Below are 18,645 nucleotides of genomic sequence, written 5' to 3'. Positions count from 1 at the left end.
GAGCCGAAGCCCCGCCCGCTCAATGCAAACCCGCAAACCTCAGAGCTTGCTGGTGATCGTGTCCGTGAACGCGCCCGAGGGCTTGTTCTGGATGATCTTCTGGTCCAGCAGCGCCTTCTCGGTGCGCTCGTAAGCGGCCGCGTCGAGCTTGAAGTCGGTGGCGTCGACGAGCTTGGCCACTTCACCCATCATGTAGGTCTGGTGGGCGAGCGTCTGGGCACCGGACTCGTCGTTGTCGAGAACGATCTGGGCAGCCTCATCGGGATGCTCGATCGCGTACTGCCAGCCCTTCTGCGAAGCGCGGACGAAGCGCACCATCTTGTCGGCGAAAGCCGGGTCGGCGAGCTTGTCTTCCATGGCGTAGAGGCCATCTTCGAGCAGGTCGTTGCCGAGGTCGGTGTAGTTGAACACCACCAGCTTATCGAGCGTGAAGCCGGCGTCGATCGCCTGGCCGAGCTCGTTATAGGTCATCACCGAGATACAGTCGGCCTGCTTCTGCACCAGCGGCGAGACGTCAAAACTCTGCTTCAGGACGTTGACGCCATCCGGGCCGCCATTGGTCGGGATGCCGAGCTTGTTCATCCACGCGTAGAACGGATACTCGTTGCCGAAGAACCAGACGCCGAGCGTGTGACCCTTGAAGTCGGCTTCGGTCTGCACCGGGCCATCTTTCGGGCAGATCATCAAGAGGCCCGACTTCTTGAACGGCTGGGCGATGTTGACGAGGCCAACACCCTGCTCGCGAGCCGCGAGCGCGCCGCCCATCCAGTCGACGATCACATCGGCGCCGCCGCCGGCGATCACCTGTTCGGGCGCCACATCCGGGCCACCCGGCTTGATCGTGATGTCGATGTTTTCTTCGGTATAGAAGCCCTTGTCCTTGGCGACGTAGTAGCCGGCGAACTGCGCCTGCGTCACCCACTTGAGCTGCAGCGTCACCGGATCAGCGGCAAAGCCGGCAGTGGCGCTGAGCGCCAGAGCGCCGGCGACCAGGCCGACGAGAAGTTTCTTCATGATTGTTCCCTCATTCCCTGTTTAAGCCCGCCCACCACGGACGGACGGATGCCAGAAAGTGACCGCTCGCTCGATGAGCGCCACCACCCAGTAGAAGACAGAGCCCGCTAACGCCGCCACGGCGATCTCTGCCCAGACCATCTCGACATTGAGCTTGCCGATCTCGGACGAGATACGGAAGCCCATGCCGACGATGGGTGTTCCGAAGAATTCAGCCACGATTGCGCCGATCAGCGCCAGAGTCGAGTTGATCTTCAATGCGTTGAAAATGAACGGCGCCGCTGCCGGCAACCGGAGCTTGAACAGCGTCGACCAGTAGCCCGAAGCATAGGTGCGCATCAGGTCGCGCTCCATGTGCCCGGCAACATTCAGTCCCGCCACCGTGTTCACCAGCATCGGAAAGAACGTCATGATCACGACCACCGCGGCCTTGCTGGGCCAGTCAAAGCCGAACCACATCACCATGATCGGTGCGATGCCGATCAGCGGCAGCGCCGAGACGAAATTGCCGATGGGCAGCAGCCCGCGCTTCAGGAACGGCGAGCGGTCGACGAGGATCGCGACGAGAAAGCCCGAACCACAGCCAAGTGTATAACCGGCCAGCACCGCCTTGAAGGTCTGCACAAAATCGACCGCGATCAGCGGGACGTTGTCGATCAGCATGGTCCAGATGCCGGAAGGCGAGGGCAGCAGCACCTTGGGCACATTGCCGCCGCGCGTGATCGCTTCCCAGGCAACAAGGATGGCGATGCCGAATACGATCGGGATCAACACCCCCACGCCCTCAAGGGCCTTCTCCCGGCTGATCGCGCCGGACAGCCGTTCTGCGAACAGCCAGGCGAACAGCCAGCTCGAGACCAGCGCGAACCAGAAGCCCGCGTCTGCCTGTTCGATCGTATCGAGCGCCAGCATCAGCGACGTCGCGCCGAGCGCCGCCAGCGCCCCATCGATCCACAAGCTAAACCCCACCCGGAAGCGCACAAGGCTCAGGATGGCGAGAACGAGGAACACCCCGATCGCCGGGAACTCCCACACCGGCAGCGGCGCGCCCTCCGTCGAGGCGAATGGGAACACCAGCGCAATGAACGCGAAGCCGGCCGCGAAGGCGGCGAGGACCCGCTGCAGCATGCTCATGCCCGCACCCCCAGCCGCGCATTCGTGGCGCGTTCGGCGAGGCTCACGATGGCGATCAACCCACCTGCAAGCAGTGCCGCCGCGAGCAGCGCCGCCCAGATCTGGATCGTCTGCCCATAATAGGAGCCGGCGAGGAGCCTTGCCCCGATGCCATTGCTGGTCCCTGCCGGCAGCTCGCCCACAATGGCGCCGACAAGGCTCGCCGCCACGCCCACCTTCATCGAGGTGAAGAGATACGGCAGCGCAATCGGCCAGCGCAGTTTCGTGAACACCTCGAAGCGCGACGCATTATAGGTCCGCATCAGGTCGAGTTGGATCGCCTCGGGGCTGCGGAACCCCTTCACCATGCCCACCACCACCGGGAAGAAGCTGAGATAGGTCGAGATCAGCGCCTTGGGGATCAGCCCGGCGATCCCGACCGCGTTCAGCACCACGATCACCATCGGCGCGATCGCCAGGATCGGCACCGTCTGGCTGGCGATGATCCACGGCATCAGCGAGCGGTCCATCGCCTGGTTATGGACAATGAACATCGCAAGTCCGATGCCGAACAGCGTCCCCATGACAAAGCCCAGCAGCGTCGCCGAAAGCGTCTGCCAGCCGTGATAGACAAGGCTCCGCTTCGACGTCACCGCCTGCTCGACCGTGGTTTTCCACAGTTCGGAAACGATCTGGTGCGGCGCCGGCAGCAGCGGCTTTTCGGCATTCAGCACGTCGTTGAGCTGCTGGCCGAAGGTGACATTGGTCACATCCGTCCGCTGGTAGAAGTCGGACATCCCAGACCAGTTCATCAGCACGGCGGCCACGTACCAGACGACAACCAGCCCGATCAGCACGATGACAATGGGGAACAAGCTGCCGTCGCGCCACGTCTTGCCCATCGTCATTCCTCGTAGGAATGCCCGGCCCTGAGGCCGTCGCGGACGCGGTGGGCGATCTCGAGGAACTCCGGCGTTTCGCGGATTTCCAGTGGGCGCTCAGCGGGGAGGGGGCTGTCGATCACGTCGGTGACCCGGCCCGGCCGCGGCGACATCACCACGATCTTGGTCGAAAGATATACCGCCTCGGGGATCGAGTGGGTGACGAAGGCGATGGTCTTCTGCGTCGCGGCCCAGAGCTTCAGGAGCTCCGAATTCAGGTGGTCGCGCACGATCTCGTCGAGCGCCCCGAACGGTTCGTCCATCAGCAGGAGGTCGGCATCGAAGGCCAGCGCCCGCGCGATCGAGGCGCGCTGCTGCATGCCGCCCGAGAGCTGCCACGGGAACTTCTTCTCAAAGCCCTCGAGGTTCACCAGCTCCATCGTTTTGCTGATCCGCTCGCGCCGGTCTGTCTCGCCATAGCCCATGATCTCGAGCGGCAGCGCCACGTTCTTCTCGATCGTCCGCCACGGAAACAGCGCAGGCGCCTGGAACACATAGCCATACGAGCGATTGACCCGCGCATCGGCCGGCGAGGTGCCATTGACGGTGATCGAGCCCGACGTCGGCTGCTCGAGGTCGGCAATCACGCGCAGAAACGTCGTCTTGCCGCAGCCCGAGGGGCCGATGAACGAGACGAACTCGCCGCGCTTGATGTCGAGATTGACGTCAGACAGCGCGACCACGTCGCCATCCGCCGTCTTGAAAGTTAGGCCGAGACCCTTGGCCTCGACCACGCTTTGCGATTTGCCCCCGTCCGTCGTCAAACTCTCAAACCCCGCTCTGCGGAATGCCCGCGCGTTCGATCCTGCGCGGCGCGGTGATTTCCTTCCACTGGCTCAGCGCCCGGTTGACCGGGTTCTTGGCCTCGCGGGCGACGAACTGGCCATGGCCCTGCTCGGCCGTGACCTTGTCCTCGGTCACAGCCACCTTGCCACGGGTCAGCGTGAAGCGCGGCAGCCCGGTGACTTCGATGCCTTCGAACACGTTGTAGTCGATCGCCGACTGCTGCCTGGCCGCGGTGATCGTCTTCTTCCGCTTCGGATCCCACACCACCAGATCGGCATCGGCCCCAACGAGGGTCGCGCCCTTCTTGGGATACATGTTGAGGATCTTGGCGATGTTGGTGGAGGTCACCGCAACGAACTCGTTCATCGTCAGCCGGCCGGTGTTGACGCCCTTGGTCCACAGCACCGGCAGCCGGTCCTCGAGCCCGCCCGTCCCGTTCGGGATCTTGGCGAAATTGCCGATGCCGTTGCGCTTCTGCGCCGTGGTGAAGGCGCAGTGGTCGGTCGCCACGACCTGCAGCGAACCGGCCGCGAGCCCGGCCCACAGCGAATCCTGATGCTGCTTGTTGCGGAAAGGCGGGCTCATCACCCGGCGCGCTGCATAGTCCCAATCCCTGTTGAAATACTCGCTCTCATCGAGAACGAGATGCTGCACCAGCGGCTCGCCATAGACGCGCTTCCCCGCCTGCCGTGCCCTGCGGATCGCTTCGTGCGCCTGCTCGCACGAGGTGTGAACGATATAGACCGGCACCCCCGCCATATCGGCGATCATGATGGCGCGGTTAGTGGCCTCGCCTTCCACTTCCGGCGGGCGCGAATAGGCGTGGCCCTCGGGGCCGTTATTGCCTTCGGCCAGGAGCTTGGCCGTCATCGAGGCGACCACGTCGCCATTCTCGGCATGGACGAGGGGCAGGGCGCCAAGTTCGGCGCAGCGCTGGAACGAGGCGAACATCTCGTCGTCGTTCACCATCAGGGCGCCCTTGTAGGCCATGAAGTGCTTGAACGAGGTGATGCCGCGATCGACGACATCGGCCATCTCGTTGAACACCTGCTCGCCCCACCAGGTGATCGCCATGTGGAACGAGTAATCGCAGGAGGCGCGAGACGTCTTGTTGTCCCACATCTGCAGCGCCTCGAGCAGCGACTGGTTGGGCGAGGGCAGGCAGAAATCGACCACCGTCGTCGTCCCGCCACTCAGCGCCGCCCGCGTCCCGGACTCGAAATCGTCGCTTGAGTACGTCCCCATGAACGGCATCTCGAGATGCGTATGCGGATCGATCCCGCCCGGCATGACGTAGCAGCCCGAAGCATCGAGAATCTCACCGCCCGTCAGGTTCGGCCCGATCTCGGTGATCACCCCGCCCTCGACGCGGATATCGGCGGTGTAGGTCAGATCGGCGGTAACGACGGTGCCGCCCTTGATGATTTTGCTGGTCATTGCTCGGTCCCTGTCTTTGTTCAGTCGACCCTCCCCAGGAGGGTCAGTAGGCGCCGGTTGTGCGCTAGGATACGATCTCCGCCGTCTCCAGCACCGCGCGTAGCAGCACATCCGTGCCGGCCGCCGCCCACTCCTTCGAAATCTCTTCCGCCTCGTTGTGGCTCAGCCCATCCACACACGGGCACATGATCATCGCCGCCGGCGCCACCCGGTTGATCCAGCACGCGTCGTGCCCCGCGCCCGAAACGATATCGCGGTGCGAATATCCCGCCTCGATCGCAGCCTTGCGCACGTTCCCGACCAGCGTCTTGTCGAACGCCACCGGGTCGAAATGCCCGACCTGCTCGACCTCGAACCAGATATCCAGCGCCTCGGCTGTATTCGCGATCCCGGCGCGGATGCGCTCATCCATCTGGTCGAGCACCTCTTTGTTCGGCGAGCGGATATCGATCGTGAACACCGCCTTGCCGGCGATGATGTTGCGCGAGTTCGGATAGACCTCGATATGGCCCACCGCGCCGACGGCATCGGGCTGGTAGTCCATCGCCACCTCGTGCACCAGCTCGATCACCCGCGCCATGCCGAGGCTGGCGTTGCGGCGCTTCGGCATCGGGGTCGAGCCGGTATGGGCTTCCTTGCCGGTCAGCGTCACCTGCAGCCACTTAAGTCCCTGGCCGTGCGTCACGACGCCGATATCGATGTTCTCGTCCTCGAGGATCGGGCCCTGCTCGATATGGAGCTCGTAATAGGCGTGGATCTTGCGGGCACCGACGACTTCCTCGCCCTTCCAGCCGATCCGCTCCAGCTCCTCGCCGAACGTCTTCCCGTCCTTGTCCTTGTGCGTATAGACTTCGGCCTGGTCGAGCACGCCGGCGAACACGCCCGAGGCCATCATGGCTGGCGCGAACCGAGCGCCTTCCTCGTTGGTCCAGTTGACAACGACGATCGGGTACCTGGTCTTGATGTCGAGATCGTTGAGCGTGCGGATCACCTCGAGCCCGCCCAGCACCCCGAGCACGCCGTCATAACGTCCGCCGGTCGGCTGGGTGTCGAGATGGCTGCCGACATAGACCGGATCGAGCCCCGGTTCCGTGCCCTCGCGGCGTGCGAACATGGTGCCCATCTGGTCGAGCCCCATGCTCAGCCCGGCGGCCTCGCACCATTTCTTGAACAGCGCGCGGCCCTTGGCGTCGTCGTCGGTTACGGTCTGCCGGTTGTTGCCCCCGGCAACGCCGGGGCCGATCTCGGCCAACTCGTGGATGGAGCTCCAGAGGCGTTCGGGGTTGATCCTGAGGTTCTCGCCGGGAGCTGCCATCGATAGTCCTATTTCATGCTCGGGAAGGTGAATTCCGCGCCGCTCTTGATGCCTGCCGGCCAGCGCGTCGTTACGGTCTTGAGGCGCGTATAGAAATGCACGCCCTCGGGCCCATAGATCGAGTGATCGCCGAAGATCGAGCGCTTCCAGCCGCCGAATGAGTGGTACGCCACCGGCACCGGGATCGGCACGTTGATGCCCACCATCCCCACTTCGATCTTGTCGGCGAAATCGCGCGCCGCATCGCCGTCGCGGGTGAAGATCGCCGTGCCGTTGGCGTATTCGTGCCCATGGATCAGGTCGACCGCGTCCTGGTAGGTCTTGGCGCGCACCACGCTCAGCACCGGCCCGAAGATTTCCTCGCGGTAGATCTTCATGTCCGGCTTCACATGGTCGAACAGCGTGCCGCCGACGAAGAAGCCGTTCTCATAGCCCTGCAGCTTGAAGCCGCGGCCATCGACGACGAGTTCGGCGCCGGCTTCGACGCCGCCATCGATATAGCCGACGATCTTGTCGCGCTGGACCTTGGAGACGATCGGCCCCATCTGCGCGTCCTTGTCGGTCGCGGGGCCGATTTTCAGCGCTTCGACGCGCGGCTTGAGCTTCGCCACCAGCGCATCGGCGGTCTTGTCGCCCACCGGCACCGCCACCGAAATCGCCATGCAGCGCTCGCCCGCCGAACCGTAGCCGGCACCCATCAGCGCATCCGCAGCCTGGTCGAGGTCCGCGTCGGGCAGGATGACCATGTGGTTCTTGGCGCCGCCCAGCGCCTGCACGCGCTTACCGGCCTGCGTGCCGCGCCGGTACACATACTCGGCGATCGGCGTCGAGCCGACAAAGCTCACCGCCTTGATGTCGGGGTGGTCGAGAATGGTGTCGACCGCTTCCTTGTCGCCGTGGACGACGTTGAGCACGCCGTCCGGCAGCCCGGCATCCATGAACAGCTGCCAGGCGAACATCGGCGCCGACGGGTCGCGCTCCGACGGCTTCAAGACGAACGTGTTCCCGCAGGCGATGGCCAGCGGATACATCCACATCGGCACCATGGCCGGGAAGTTGAACGGCGTGATGCCGGCAACGACGCCGAGCGGCTGCCTGTCGGAATAGGAGTCGATGTTCGGCCCGACATTACGGCTGAACTCGCCCTTCAACAGCTGCGGGATACCGCAGGCGAAGTCGACGCAGTCGATGCCGCGGGCCAGCTCGCCCAGCGCATCGTCGTGCACCTTGCCGTGCTCACGCGAAATGTGCTCGGCCAGTTCGTCGGCATGCTTCTCGAGCAGCTCCTTGAACTTGAACATCACACGCGCCCGCTTCATCGGCGTCTGCGCCGCCCAGGCGGGCAGGGCCTTCTTCGCCGCCGCGACGGCCGAGTTGATCTCGTCGACGCTCGATAGCGGCAGCGTGGCGATGGCCTCGCCGGTTGCCGGGTTGAACACCGGCTGGGTGCGGCTGCTTGTCGAGGTGACCAGCTTCCCGCCGATGGCATTCTGAATCGTCTGCATCACAGACCTCCGCCCTGATTGTGTGGAACGTTCATTCTATTCTTGTGGATATAGAACATTCGTTCCATCTTACTCAAGCGTCTTCAGGATGCCCCCGAGCGTGCCGATCAGCTCGTCGATCTGCGCCTTGGTGATGATCAGCGGCGGGCTCATGGCGATGATGTCGCCGGTGGTGCGGATCAGGATGCCCTTCTCGAAGGCCTGGACGAAGGCCGAGAACGCCCGCTTCGTCGGCGAGCCGGCGATCGGCTCCAGCTCCACCGCGCCGATCAGCCCAAGGTTGCGGATGTCGATGACATGCGGCAGGCCCTTGAGCGAATGCAGTGCATCTTCCCAATACCGGGCAAGCTCCGCACCACGGGTCAGCAGGCCCTCGTCCTTGTAGGTCTCGAGCGTCGCGAGTCCTGCAGCCGCCGCCACCGGGTTCCCCGAATAGGTGTAGCCGTGCATGAATTCGATGACGTGCTCAGGCCCCTGCATGAACGCGTCATGGATCTCGGAGGTGACCATCACCGCGCCCATCGGGATGGTGCCGTTGGTCAGGCCCTTGGCCGTCACCATGATATCGGGCGTCACGCCGAAATAATCCGCCGCGAATGGCGTGCCGACGCGACCAAAGCCGGTGATCACTTCGTCGAAAATGAGCAGAATACCGTGCTTCTTGGTGATCTCGCGCAGCTTCTTGAGGTAGCCGACAGGCGGGATCAGCACGCCGGTCGAACCGGCCACCGGCTCGACGATCACTGCCGCGATGGTCGACGCGTCATGCAGTGTGACGATGCGCTCCAGCTCCGACGCCAGATCCTCGCCGCCGCTCTCGCGCTCGCCCCGGGTGAACTGGTTCTTCCCCGGCGTATGGGTGTGAGGCATGTGGTCGACGCCGGTGAGCAGAGTGCCGAACATCTTGCGGTTGGTGACGATGCCGCCCACCGAGATGCCGCCGAAATTGACACCGTGATAGCCGCGTTCGCGCCCGATCAGCCGGAAGCGCGCGCCTTCGCCCTTCACCCGGTGATAGGCCAGCGCCACCTTCAGCGCCGTCTCCACCGACTCCGAGCCGGAGTTGGTGTAGAGCACGTGGTTGAGCCCCTCGGGCGCGATCGAGACCAGCGCATTGGCCAGCTCGAACGCCTTGGGATGGCCCATCTGGAAGGCCGGCGCGTAGTCCATCTCGGCCGCCTGCGTGGCGATCGCCTCGACGATCTTGGGGCGGCAATGGCCGGCATTCACGCACCACAGACCCGCCGTGCCGTCGAGCACCTGCCGTCCGTCGGAAGTCGTATAGTGCATGTCCTTGGCGCCCACGAACATGCGGGGTGCCTTCTTGAACTGCCGGTTGGCAGTGAAAGGCATCCAGAACGCGCTCAGATCGTTCGGCGTGACATTGCGGCGGTCGGACACCTTGGGTCTCCCTCAAGTCTTTTGTGAGTTGCGTGGCCGAGTGACTTTGGCACTTGACCTTTGGACGCGTTATCCAGAAATTTGACCAGTTGGAAAAAACGTTATCACTCCCATGCCGCCGATCAAGGTGAAAATGCTGGCCCCCGAGGGTGGTCAAGGTGCGGCAAACGCGCCCGCCAAAAAGCGGCCGCGCGCGCAGACGCGCATCCAGCGCGAGAAGCAGGAAGTGATCCTCGAAGCGGCGCTCGACGTGTTCAGCCGCGAGGGTTTCCGCGGCGCGACGATCGACCAGATCGCCGAGGCGGCGGGGATGAGCAAACCCAACCTGCTCTACTATTTTCCGCGCAAGGAAGAGATCTACAAGCGTCTGATGACCGAGATGCTCGACGTCTGGCTGCAGCCGCTGCGCGAGATCGATTCGGTCGGCGACCCGGTCTCCGAGCTCCGCTCCTATATCCGTCGAAAGATCGAGATGAGCCGCGACTACCCGCGCCAGAGCCGGCTCTTCGCCAACGAGATGCTGCAGGGCGGCCCGCGCGTGCTCGACGTACTGGAGGTCGACCTCAAAGCCTTGGTCGACGAGAAGGCCCAGGTCATCCTGGGCTGGATGGACAACGGCAAGATTGTCCGCACCGATCCGTACCACCTGATCTTTTCGATCTGGGCCACCACCCAGCACTACGCCGATTTCGACGTCCAGGTCCGCGCCGTCCTCGGCAAGGACCGCGGCGGCGAAGGCCGCTTCGAGGACGCCGCCCGTTACCTCGAAAACCTGTTCCTGCACGGGCTCCTGCCCAAGGACCGCTAGCCCAAGACCGGCGCGCCAGTGGGGCGCCGGCTGCTTGTCTCTGCTGCTGCAGAAATCAGAAGTTCACGCCGGCGCCTACTTGTCCCTGAGCAGCGCCAGCACCAACAACCCCAGCACCGTCACCGCCGCTCCGATCGCGACGCTGATGCTCGCCCACCCATGCCCCGCCATTCCTTCGAACACGATGACGAAGGCCGGCACAAGATACCCGTAGGCGATCACCTTGGCCGCCGGCAGGTGCGATGAGGCGAACTGAATGAGGAAGAAGCAGACAGCGGTCGGCCCGATCGCCAGGTAGAGCACCACCCACCAGACCAGCGGGTCGAACTGCAGCCAGTCTGTAGCTGCGATTTCCGGTAGGCCGTAGAGCACAATCCACGCGGCGGTCGCGGTCATCGTCCAGAAGCTCAGCACCAGCGCCGGCTCGCCCCGGTTGAAGCGGCGCAGTAGCGGCGTGTAGAGCGCATAGGCGACGCAGCCGACGAAGTAGATCAGTTCGCCCTGGCCGATATCGAAGCGCAGCAGCGCGTCGAGATCACCGCGGAAGATAACACAGATCGCGCCGGCGCCGGCGAGCAGCAGGCTCACCAGCACCGCCGGTCCGGAACGCTGCCCGACGATAAAGTAAGCGGTCACCGCCGTCATCAGCGGCACCAGCGTATATACCGCGCTCGTCGCCACCGGCTTGGTCATCGTCAGGGCGATGAACATTGAGACGAAATAGACGGCGGTGAGGAAGCCGTTGATGCCGAAGCGCCAGGGGGCTTTCGGCCAACTGAACTGGTGCCGTGCCACGCCGAATGCGAACGCACCCATCAGCAGCGCCGCCATCACGAAGCGCAGGGCATTGAGCGGCACGGCATGAATGAGTGGCACCGTCAGCGCGCCCAGCGTGAACGAGCCTGCAATCAGCGCCGCGAACAGCAGCATCGCAAGGTGCGCCACCTTCCGCTGCCGGCCATCGGCCGCGCCCTCGACTTCCGTTCCGATTTCCGCCAATCCAACTCACCCCCTGCTCGCGCCGCCTCTCTATAGCGGCGCCGGGGAAAGCTCAAACGCCGCCGGCGACCAGCAGCAGGAAGGCGCCGCAGAGCGAGGTGTTCATCAGCGTCGCCACCGTGTGCGGGGCGCGATCGGCCCCGGAATACTTCCACATCGGGTGAAACAGCAGCGTCGCGATGACGAGGAACACGATCATCAGCACCCCGCCCAGCGCCTGCCACGGCCCGATCGCCGACAGCAGCCCGCCGATGAACTGCAGCCCTATGCCGGCAAGCACGATCAGCCGGGCATTGGGCACTTTGTTCTCGATGATCCCCGTCAGCCGCGGCACGTTGACCAGATAGTTGCGGATGGCGAACACCACGAAGGCGCCGCCGAGCAGCAGGCGGGCCAGTGCATAGAGCGTCGATGACAGATCGGTGGGCACGTCGGTTCTCCTCGTTCGGGCGCGACGCTATCTGGCCACGCTCCGAGTCGGGAGCCCCACTTTGGTGCGAAGAATCCGGCTGCCTCGGGGAATGCGTCAGGCCGCTTCGGAGAAAACGAAGGTGTGGCCGGGCAGCGCCTTGGCGCGGTAGAGCGCCGCATCGGCTGCCGCAACGAGGTCTGGATCGCTGGCATTGCCGATGGCGATGCCCACGCTGGCGCCGGTCGCGATCTCGGCCGCGCCCAGCCGCATCGGTTCGCTGAGGGCCGCACCGATATCGGCAGCGAGTTCGGCCAGCGCCGCACGCTCGATCGGCCCTTTGCGCACGAAGGCAAATTCGTCGCCGCCGATGCGCGCGACGAGATCATCCCTGTCGGCAAGGCCTCTGATCCGGTTGCCGACGATCTTCAGCAGCTCGTCGCCCGCGCCATGGCCCATGCTGTCATTGACCTGCTTGAAGCCGTCGAGATCGAGATAGAGCAGCCCGACTGGATGAGCGCCGGTCTCGGCCAGCCACTGCTCGAAGGCAAGCCGGTTGGCGAGCCCGGTCAGGGGATCACGCGTTGCGAGGTCGGCCATGTCGCGCCGCCGCCGCTCCAGTTCGCGCGTCAGGTTGTAGAGCTTGCGCAGGGCGAGGAAGACTCCGAACAGGAACACGGCGCAAGCCGCAAGCCTCAGCGGGGCCAGATGATAGAACATGTCCGTGCCGATCCGGCGTGGCGTCCAGGCCAGTACCTCGGCCCGTCCGGGCACCGGCACCGACACTTCCTTGTCAGCCAAGGCAGCCGCCGGGATGTAATGGGCACCATCGAGAATGAACTCGCCGCGCAACCGGGCTTCTGCATCGGGCGCATCGCCGACCACGAGGAGCGCTGCACGTGCCCGCTCCGTCTCGCTGGCAATGGCGACCTGGTCGATCGCCTGCACGGCGTAGAAGGCGGCAAAGACGACCGTCAGCGCCAGGAGCAGCATCGCCACCACGCTGCCGATCAGCAGCCGCCGCGGGTCCGGCAAAGGCCCTGTCGATCCGATCTCTGTGTCTTCTTCGTTCCGTCGCGGCATGTGCGCCCCCGCTTGCCTCGCCCCAAGACTAGCCGCGGGATCCGCGTAAATCCTTAGCGCGCTGCAGGGCTATTGGGAGATGGTTGACGTTGGCTTAAGAGCTCCCGCATGGCCGTCCGCGAGGCCCGCCTCCCCAGCACGATCGCTAACCGCCGCGGGCGTGTCTCTCGGGGCCAAAAAGGCCGTCCGGACGGAAAATCTGCACTATTCCCGCCGCATTCGGCTTCGAGGCACGCTACCGGAAGCGGATTTCCGGCCCCTCGGCAGAAAATCTTCGCCTGCGACGATAGCGTCCGAGTCGTTGACCCAGGCGACGCAAGTTTATGGAATCTCGTGCAAAAATAGAACGAGCCAGCTTAATGCTTCTGATGCATTTATGCAACGGTTCCACTTGCAAGGGTGCTGTTCATTTTCGGTTCATATTCTCGCCACACCGCCAAAGCCTTGTCCGGCCTGTCGTAAACAAGCGTGAGTAGTCCAAGGTTGAATAGGAAAATCGTTCTGGTCGCCGCCGCCCTCGTAACGGGCCTGATGACTTCCGTTACCGGTGCGATGGCAGCAGATCAGTGCGGTGGGGCGTCCTGGTACGGACCAGGTTTCCACGGCAAGAAAACGGCCTCGGGCGAGCGGTTCAACGAGAATGCCATGACCGCGGCCCACAAGACTCTCCCACTCGGCACGGTCGTGAAGGTCACGAACCAGCGCACGGGCAAGTCCATCAAGGTCACCATCAACGACCGCGGTCCCTTCGTGAAGGGCCGCATCATCGACCTCAGCAAGGCAGCCGCCGCGCGGCTCGGCACCAAGAATTCCGGTGTCGGCAAGGTGTGCGTCGCCAAGCTGTAAGCGCCTTCAGGAAAGAGCCTGTCCCCGCGAAGGCGGGGATTGCAGACCTTTCCGGTTCGAAGGCGCGACTGACCTGTAGCGGATGCGTACCCGTCGAGCCTCGGCTCTTCGTGGAACTCCGCCAGTCAGATCGACAAAGATCAGGGGTCGCCCGCGTGAGACGGGCGGCCCCTTTGTCTTGACCGGCGGCACCTCGACCAGTCAGATCGCGGCACCACAAAATAAAGGGATAGCCGCCTTGCCGATCGCCTCCTGGCCTGATGTCGCACCGCACCTCATCGATGTCGCAACCGGCCGAAAGCCGGCGGACATGCTGGTCCGCAATGGCCGCTGGGTGAACGTGCACTCCGGCGAGATCGTCGCCGGCACCGACGTCGCTATCGCCGCCGGGCGCTTCGCCGCCGTGGGCCCCGACCTGAGCTATGCCATCGGCCCCGATACCGAGGTGATCGACGCCAACGGCCGCTATCTCGTGCCGGGCCTCTGCGATGGCCATATGCATGTCGAGAGCGGCATGGTCACCGTCACTGAGTTCTGCCGCGCCGTCATTCCGCACGGCACCACCTCGATGTTCATCGACCCGCACGAGATCGCCAACGTGCTCGGTATCCGCGGCGTCCGCCTGATGCACGACGAGGCCGCTGCCATGCCGGTCTCGGTTTATGTCCAGGCACCCAGTTGCGTGCCCTCCGCTCCCGGGCTCGAAACCCCCGGTGCCTCCATCTCCCCCGACGATGTCGCGGAGATGCTGACCTGGCCGCAGATCATCGGGCTCGGCGAAATGATGAACTTCCCCGGCGTCGCTGCCAACGATCCCAAGATGCTGGCCGAAATCGCCGCCACCCAACGCGCCAGGAAGACCGTAGGCGGGCACTATGCCTCGCCCGACCTCGGCAAGCCCTTCTATGGCTACGTTGCCGGCGGCCCGGCCGACGACCACGAAGGCACCCGCGTTGCCGATGCCATCGCTCGCGTCCGTCTCGGCATGCGCGCCATGCTGCGGCTCGGCTCGGCCTGGTACGATGTCGCTCCGCAGGTAAAGGCCATCACCGAAGAGGGCCTCGATTCCCGCAACTTCATCCTCTGCACCGACGACAGCCATTCCGGCACGCTGGTCAACGACGGGCATATGAACCGCGTCGTTCGCCATGCCATCGCCTGCGGCTTGAAGCCAATCACCGCCATCCAGATGGCGACCCTCAACACCGCCACCCATTTCGGCCTCGAGCGCGAGCTCGGCTCTATCACGCCGGGCCGTCGTGCCGACATGATCCTCACTTCGGATCTCGTCACCCTGCCGATCGAACTGGTCATCGGGCAGGGCAGGGTGGTCGCCGAGAACGGCAGCCTCACCGTCCCGCTCGACCCCTGGGCCTATCCGGCCTTCGCCAAGAATACCGTCCACATCCAGCCGCTCACCGCTTCCCGCTTCGAGATCACCGCTCCCACGGGTCGCAACGCCGTCACTGCGCGGGTCATCGGCGTCATCGAGAACCAAGCCCCGACCCGCGCCCTTGAACGAACCCTCCCCGTCGAAAGTGGTCTCGTCACCGGAGACCGGGCACAGGATGTCTGCCAGATCGCGCTGGTCGAGCGCCACACCGGCTCCGGCGCCGTAGTGAACGCGCTCGTCTCTGGCTTCGGCTACAATGTCGATTGCGCCGTCGCCTCGACCGTCGCGCATGACAGCCACCAGATGATCGTCGTCGGCACCAACCGCGACGACATGGCCCTCGCCGCCAACACGCTCGGCGACGTCGGCGGCGGTGCGGTGGTGGTTTCGAAGGGCAAAGTGCTGGCGCTGGTCGAGCTGCCGATCGCCGGACTGATGTCGGATGAGGCCGCCCCGGTCGTCGCGACCAAGGCGCAGGGCCTCGTCGACGCCATGCGCGCCTGCGGCTGCACGCTCAACAACGCCTTCATGCAGCACTCGCTGCTGGCGCTGGTCGTCATCCCGGAGCTGCGGATTTCCGATCAGGGATTGATCGATGTGCGGACCTTCGAGCGCACCGAGCTGTTTGTCTAGGCGGCCTTCCAGGACCACGTGCAGGCTTCTCCTGGAAGTCTGCAGGCGCAATCCATTGAGTTCCAGCCCGGCCTAGAGGTCGTTCGCCGCGTTCAGCTCGCCCGTCGTCAGCCCATCGCCTTCCGGGTCGAGCGGGTTAACCGGCTCGATCCCGATCACCGCCTCGATGTCGACCGCAAGCTTGGTGAGGTCGAGATCGGCCACCTTTTCGACCGGCTGGCGCGCAAGCGCATGCTTCAGCGCGTCCTCGATCTGCTGGGTACGGACGGATTCATCAACCATTGCCATCGATCTTGATCCCCCCTTCATCGACCTTGATCTCGAGCGCCGGGCGCTGCGATTCCTGGTAGGCGAGATAGAGGCCAAAGCCGACCACCACGGCCAATAACGCTGCGATTACGACGTAGAGTGAGCTTCTGGTCATGCCGGGACTCTTTGCTGTTGACGCTGCATCCGCAACGCAACAGCCCGGGCATTGGTTCAATCGGCTATCGCTTTGAGCGCACCGACAAATCGGGCGACGCCGTCGTCGAGCGATCCGGAATTGTCGACAGTCACCGCCTCGACGCCCACCGGCACCGGCGCACCCTCCCGCGCCAGCCGCGCGGCAACGTCGTCGGCACTCTCACGCCCCCGCCCGGCAAGGCGCCGCGCCCGCACGTCGGCATCGGCCGTCACCACCAGCACATGGCAGCTGGGGTACTTTTCGACCGCGCGTTCGATCACCTTGCGCGAAGTGTTCACCACCACGACGCGCCCTGCGACCATCGCCGCATCGATCGCGGCCGGCACGCCGTAGCAGAGCCCGTGCGCTTCCCAGTCGAGCGCATAGGCACCTCGCAGTTTCTGCCGCCCGAACTCGGCCGTGTCGATGCTGTCATGGTCCTCGAGTTCGACCATCGCCTGCCGCGTCACCACCCGGCGCGGGAAACTGAAGCGAGGATCGTCCGCCAACGCGGTCTTCGCCGCCCCGATCAGCGTGTCTTTGCCGGCGCCCGACGGTCCGACCACGAGGACGAGGGCCCCTTCGCTCATCAGCTGACCCGCTTGCCTTCCCGCCACACGCCGCGCACCACCGGCACCGGATCGGTCCGGCGCACGCGCACGAGGTCGGCGCGCTTGCCCACCGCGATCTCGCCGCGATCGCTGAGATGCGCCGCCTCGGCCGGGCGCTTCGTCACCATCCGCACCGATTGCGGCAGGGTGATATTGTCGGCCCGCTCGGGCAGCAGGAACGCTGCATACATCAGCGCGAACGGTACATAGTCCGAGCTCAGCACGTCGAGCACGCCCGCCTTGGCGAGTTCGGAGGCCGAGATATTGCCGTTATGCGACTTGCCGCGCACCACGTTCGGCGCCCCCATCAGCACCGCCAGCCCCGCCGCGTGGCAGGCCTTCGCCGCATCCATCGTGGTGGGGAACTCGGCGATGCTCATGCCATCGCGTACCGCCTCGCCGACATGATCGACCGTCGCGTCATCGTGGCTGGCGAATGCGAGCCCAATCTCGCGACCGCGCGTCAAGATCGCCTGCCGGTTCGTGTCGGCATACTTGTCGCGCTCGGCCTGCCGGTCGGCGATGTACTTCGCCATCTCGGCGTCCGAGAACCGCATCTTCTTCTGGTAGTAGGCAATGTAGTGGTCGAGCGTCACGTACTGCCGCGCGCCCGGCGTATGGTCCATCAGTGACGCGAGGCCGACGATTGGGTTGGCGCAGTGCGCCGCGAACTGCTCGGCAACGTCGGGCGTCGCCAGCTCGCAGCGGAGGTGAATGTGATGGTCGGCCCGCAGCCGGTCGTCGGCATCGGCCTCGGCCACCGCCTCGACCATCAGCCGCACGTCCTCGGTGATATCGCCCGTCTCCGGGTCCGACCCGATCCGAACCGCGTCGAACACCGTGGTGATGCCGGCGCCCGCGACCTGCGCATCATGGCTCTGCAGCGCTGCCATGGCGTTCCACGTCACCCCCGGCCGCGGCCGGTAGTGGTTCTCGAAATGATCGGTGTGGAGCTCGACAAGGCCGGGGATGACATAGTCGCCCCCGACATCCTCGCCGGCGTGGGTATGGCCCGGATCGATGGCGGCGATCATCCCGTCGCGGATCAGCACCGAGCCCTCGATCACCTCGTCGGCGAGCACGATCCTCGCGTTAGAAAGCGCGAATTCGGTCATAGGCTGACTCCCCGGTAAGGACGTAGTCGTCGAGGCGGACGAACGGTCCGCCGGCCTCGGTTTCACAAAACAGCACCAGCCGGTCGAGTACCATCTCGGCCCCGGCCAGCGGGCCGAAATGCTCGGCCGCGGCGCGCATGTAGGTGTCGCGCTCGCTTTCGGCCAACCTGTCGGTCAGAGTCATGTGCAACTGGAACTGCTCGAACACATAGGGGTAGCCGTAGCGATCGATGAGCTCGATCTGCCGATCGCTGAACGCGCGGCCCTCGACCCGGCGCGCCCGCTCGGCCGGCGACAGCGGCGCTCGGTAGGGCTCGAACGCCTCCACCACATCCCCCGAAAATACGGTGAGTTCCTCGCTCTGCGCCGCCGGGATCAGCGCGATAAACCCATCCAGCAGCGCCAGCTTGACCCTGCCGATGGCAACCGGCTCTACCTCCGCTGCGAACGCTGCGAGCGCATCCTCCAGCGCGGCCCGGGTCGTGCCGGCCTTGAGCGTCATGGGCGGCTTGATCGTGGCGTGAAAGCCATATCGCCGGGCCGAAACGCTCCGCTCGAACAGCTCGTCGCGAGATACACCCGCAAGCGGCCCTGTGAACGTCTCACCCGTCAGCGCATCAATGCCGAGCCACTCAGCGGCCTTGGCCCACAGCGGATCATCCGCGGCGGGCGCATAATATATTGCGTATCGTTCGGACATCGACTGCGGCTCGCTGGAAACGCGGCGGTGACTAGCTGCGTTCGATGTCAGTTTTTTGTCAGTGCCGCAAGCTTGTGTGCAAGCGCCCGGG

19 protein-coding genes are annotated in these 18,645 nt (G+C 64.8%); 3 read left to right on the top strand and 16 right to left on the bottom strand.

Features of this window, described 5'->3' with window-relative positions; genetic code table 11:
* Positions 1–39: 39 nt before the first annotated feature.
* The 8 genes from ACOYW5_RS11350 to ACOYW5_RS11315 form a co-directional block, all read right to left on the bottom strand.
* Positions 40–1,014, bottom strand: a complete 975-nt coding sequence (locus ACOYW5_RS11350; RefSeq protein ID WP_423069354.1) for an ABC transporter substrate-binding protein — start codon at positions 1,012–1,014, stop codon at positions 40–42.
* 21 nt (positions 1,015–1,035) lie between these two features.
* A complete protein-coding gene (locus ACOYW5_RS11345; protein WP_423069452.1) occupies positions 1,036–1,926 on the bottom strand; it encodes an ABC transporter permease in 891 nt (296 codons plus the stop codon).
* Between the two features lie 218 nt (positions 1,927–2,144).
* Positions 2,145–3,029, bottom strand: coding sequence for an ABC transporter permease (locus ACOYW5_RS11340; RefSeq protein WP_423069353.1), 885 nt, complete (start codon positions 3,027–3,029; stop codon positions 2,145–2,147).
* Between the two features lie 2 nt (positions 3,030–3,031).
* Positions 3,032–3,832 carry an ABC transporter ATP-binding protein gene (locus ACOYW5_RS11335; protein ID WP_423069352.1) on the bottom strand — a complete coding sequence of 267 codons (801 nt, stop codon included), beginning with the start codon at positions 3,830–3,832 and terminating at the stop codon, positions 3,032–3,034.
* A 4-nt stretch (positions 3,833–3,836) separates the two neighbouring features.
* Entirely contained in the window at positions 3,837–5,291 is a 1,455-nt protein-coding gene (gene hydA / locus ACOYW5_RS11330) for a dihydropyrimidinase (RefSeq protein ID WP_423069351.1), read from the bottom strand.
* Between the two features lie 64 nt (positions 5,292–5,355).
* Entirely contained in the window at positions 5,356–6,606 is a 1,251-nt protein-coding gene (locus tag ACOYW5_RS11325) for a Zn-dependent hydrolase (protein WP_423069350.1), read from the bottom strand.
* Positions 6,607–6,614: 8 nt separating this feature from the next.
* Entirely contained in the window at positions 6,615–8,111 is a 1,497-nt protein-coding gene (locus tag ACOYW5_RS11320; protein WP_423069349.1) for a CoA-acylating methylmalonate-semialdehyde dehydrogenase, read from the bottom strand.
* Between the two features lie 69 nt (positions 8,112–8,180).
* Positions 8,181–9,512: an aspartate aminotransferase family protein gene (locus tag ACOYW5_RS11315; protein ID WP_423069348.1), complete on the bottom strand. Its 1,332-nt coding sequence runs from the start codon at positions 9,510–9,512 to the stop codon at positions 8,181–8,183.
* 133 nt (positions 9,513–9,645) lie between these two features.
* Between ACOYW5_RS11315 and ACOYW5_RS11310 the strand changes: the two genes are divergently transcribed.
* The gene (locus tag ACOYW5_RS11310; RefSeq protein ID WP_423069451.1) at positions 9,646–10,320 is read left to right on the top strand and encodes a TetR family transcriptional regulator C-terminal domain-containing protein; all 675 of its coding nucleotides are present in this window, start codon (positions 9,646–9,648) and stop codon (positions 10,318–10,320) included.
* A 75-nt stretch (positions 10,321–10,395) separates the two neighbouring features.
* Here ACOYW5_RS11310 and ACOYW5_RS11305 read toward each other — a convergent pair whose 3' ends face one another.
* From ACOYW5_RS11305 to ACOYW5_RS11295, 3 genes are all read right to left on the bottom strand, one after another.
* Positions 10,396–11,319: a DMT family transporter gene (locus ACOYW5_RS11305; RefSeq protein ID WP_423069347.1), complete on the bottom strand. Its 924-nt coding sequence runs from the start codon at positions 11,317–11,319 to the stop codon at positions 10,396–10,398.
* Positions 11,320–11,371: 52 nt separating this feature from the next.
* Positions 11,372–11,749, bottom strand: a complete 378-nt coding sequence (locus tag ACOYW5_RS11300) for a DoxX family protein (protein WP_423069346.1) — start codon at positions 11,747–11,749, stop codon at positions 11,372–11,374.
* Between the two features lie 96 nt (positions 11,750–11,845).
* Positions 11,846–12,763 (bottom strand): diguanylate cyclase domain-containing protein, encoded by a 918-nt coding sequence (locus ACOYW5_RS11295; RefSeq protein WP_423069345.1) that lies wholly within the window; start codon positions 12,761–12,763, stop codon positions 11,846–11,848.
* Positions 12,764–13,342: 579 nt separating this feature from the next.
* On the opposite strand from ACOYW5_RS11295, the gene ACOYW5_RS11290 reads away from it, so the two are divergent.
* Positions 13,343–13,657 (top strand): septal ring lytic transglycosylase RlpA family protein, encoded by a 315-nt coding sequence (locus tag ACOYW5_RS11290; protein WP_423069344.1) that lies wholly within the window; start codon positions 13,343–13,345, stop codon positions 13,655–13,657.
* Positions 13,658–13,886: 229 nt separating this feature from the next.
* A complete protein-coding gene (gene ade / locus ACOYW5_RS11285) occupies positions 13,887–15,683 on the top strand; it encodes an adenine deaminase (protein WP_423069450.1) in 1,797 nt (598 codons plus the stop codon).
* A 72-nt stretch (positions 15,684–15,755) separates the two neighbouring features.
* Here the strand turns inward: ade and ACOYW5_RS11280 are convergent, their stop codons facing one another.
* From ACOYW5_RS11280 to ACOYW5_RS11260, 5 genes are read right to left on the bottom strand one after another with little or no spacing between them, the layout of a single operon-like run.
* Positions 15,756–15,965, bottom strand: coding sequence for a hypothetical protein (locus tag ACOYW5_RS11280; protein WP_423069343.1), 210 nt, complete (start codon positions 15,963–15,965; stop codon positions 15,756–15,758).
* Complete coding sequence (locus tag ACOYW5_RS11275; RefSeq protein WP_423069342.1) at positions 15,958–16,107, bottom strand: hypothetical protein; 150 nt, start codon at positions 16,105–16,107, stop codon at positions 15,958–15,960. Before ACOYW5_RS11275 ends, ACOYW5_RS11280 begins: the two co-directional genes overlap by 8 nt.
* A 56-nt stretch (positions 16,108–16,163) precedes the next feature.
* Positions 16,164–16,718: a phosphonate metabolism protein/1,5-bisphosphokinase (PRPP-forming) PhnN gene (gene phnN, locus ACOYW5_RS11270; RefSeq protein WP_423069341.1), complete on the bottom strand. Its 555-nt coding sequence runs from the start codon at positions 16,716–16,718 to the stop codon at positions 16,164–16,166.
* A complete protein-coding gene (locus tag ACOYW5_RS11265) occupies positions 16,718–17,854 on the bottom strand; it encodes an alpha-D-ribose 1-methylphosphonate 5-triphosphate diphosphatase (RefSeq protein WP_423069340.1) in 1,137 nt (378 codons plus the stop codon). Before ACOYW5_RS11265 ends, phnN begins: the two co-directional genes overlap by 1 nt.
* Complete coding sequence (locus ACOYW5_RS11260; RefSeq protein WP_423069339.1) at positions 17,832–18,554, bottom strand: DUF1045 domain-containing protein; 723 nt, start codon at positions 18,552–18,554, stop codon at positions 17,832–17,834. The genes ACOYW5_RS11265 and ACOYW5_RS11260 overlap by 23 nt, the downstream gene beginning before the upstream one ends.
* Between the last annotated feature and the right edge of the window lie 91 nt (positions 18,555–18,645).

It is taken from the genome of Devosia sp. CN2-171 (genome assembly GCF_049354815.1).
GTDB lineage: Bacteria > Pseudomonadota > Alphaproteobacteria > Rhizobiales > Devosiaceae > Devosia_A.
The sequence above is the reverse complement of the archived record's forward strand: the minus strand, read 5'-3'. Positions and strand labels throughout refer to the sequence as shown.

Excerpts from the sequence above, each read along its gene's own strand:
- ACOYW5_RS11290 (WP_423069344.1), top strand. The coding sequence starts at position 13,343 with ATGACTTCCGTTACCGGTGCGATGGCAGCAGATCAGTGCGGTGGGGCG.
- ACOYW5_RS11310 (WP_423069451.1), top strand. The coding sequence starts at position 9,646 with ATGCTGGCCCCCGAGGGTGGTCAAGGTGCGGCAAACGCGCCCGCCAAA.
- ACOYW5_RS11340 (WP_423069353.1), bottom strand. The coding sequence starts at position 3,029 with ATGGGCAAGACGTGGCGCGACGGCAGCTTGTTCCCCATTGTCATCGTG.
- ACOYW5_RS11320 (WP_423069349.1), bottom strand. The coding sequence starts at position 8,111 with ATGCAGACGATTCAGAATGCCATCGGCGGGAAGCTGGTCACCTCGACA.
- ACOYW5_RS11350 (WP_423069354.1), bottom strand. The coding sequence starts at position 1,014 with ATGAAGAAACTTCTCGTCGGCCTGGTCGCCGGCGCTCTGGCGCTCAGC.
- ACOYW5_RS11280 (WP_423069343.1), bottom strand. The coding sequence starts at position 15,965 with ATGGTTGATGAATCCGTCCGTACCCAGCAGATCGAGGACGCGCTGAAG.
- ACOYW5_RS11325 (WP_423069350.1), bottom strand. The coding sequence starts at position 6,606 with ATGGCAGCTCCCGGCGAGAACCTCAGGATCAACCCCGAACGCCTCTGG.
- ACOYW5_RS11345 (WP_423069452.1), bottom strand. The coding sequence starts at position 1,926 with ATGCTGGCGCTCGATACGATCGAACAGGCAGACGCGGGCTTCTGGTTC.
- ACOYW5_RS11265 (WP_423069340.1), bottom strand. The coding sequence starts at position 17,854 with ATGACCGAATTCGCGCTTTCTAACGCGAGGATCGTGCTCGCCGACGAG.
- ACOYW5_RS11260 (WP_423069339.1), bottom strand. The coding sequence starts at position 18,554 with ATGTCCGAACGATACGCAATATATTATGCGCCCGCCGCGGATGATCCG.
- hydA (WP_423069351.1), bottom strand. The coding sequence starts at position 5,291 with ATGACCAGCAAAATCATCAAGGGCGGCACCGTCGTTACCGCCGATCTG.
- phnN (WP_423069341.1), bottom strand. The coding sequence starts at position 16,718 with ATGAGCGAAGGGGCCCTCGTCCTCGTGGTCGGACCGTCGGGCGCCGGC.
- ACOYW5_RS11275 (WP_423069342.1), bottom strand. The coding sequence starts at position 16,107 with ATGACCAGAAGCTCACTCTACGTCGTAATCGCAGCGTTATTGGCCGTG.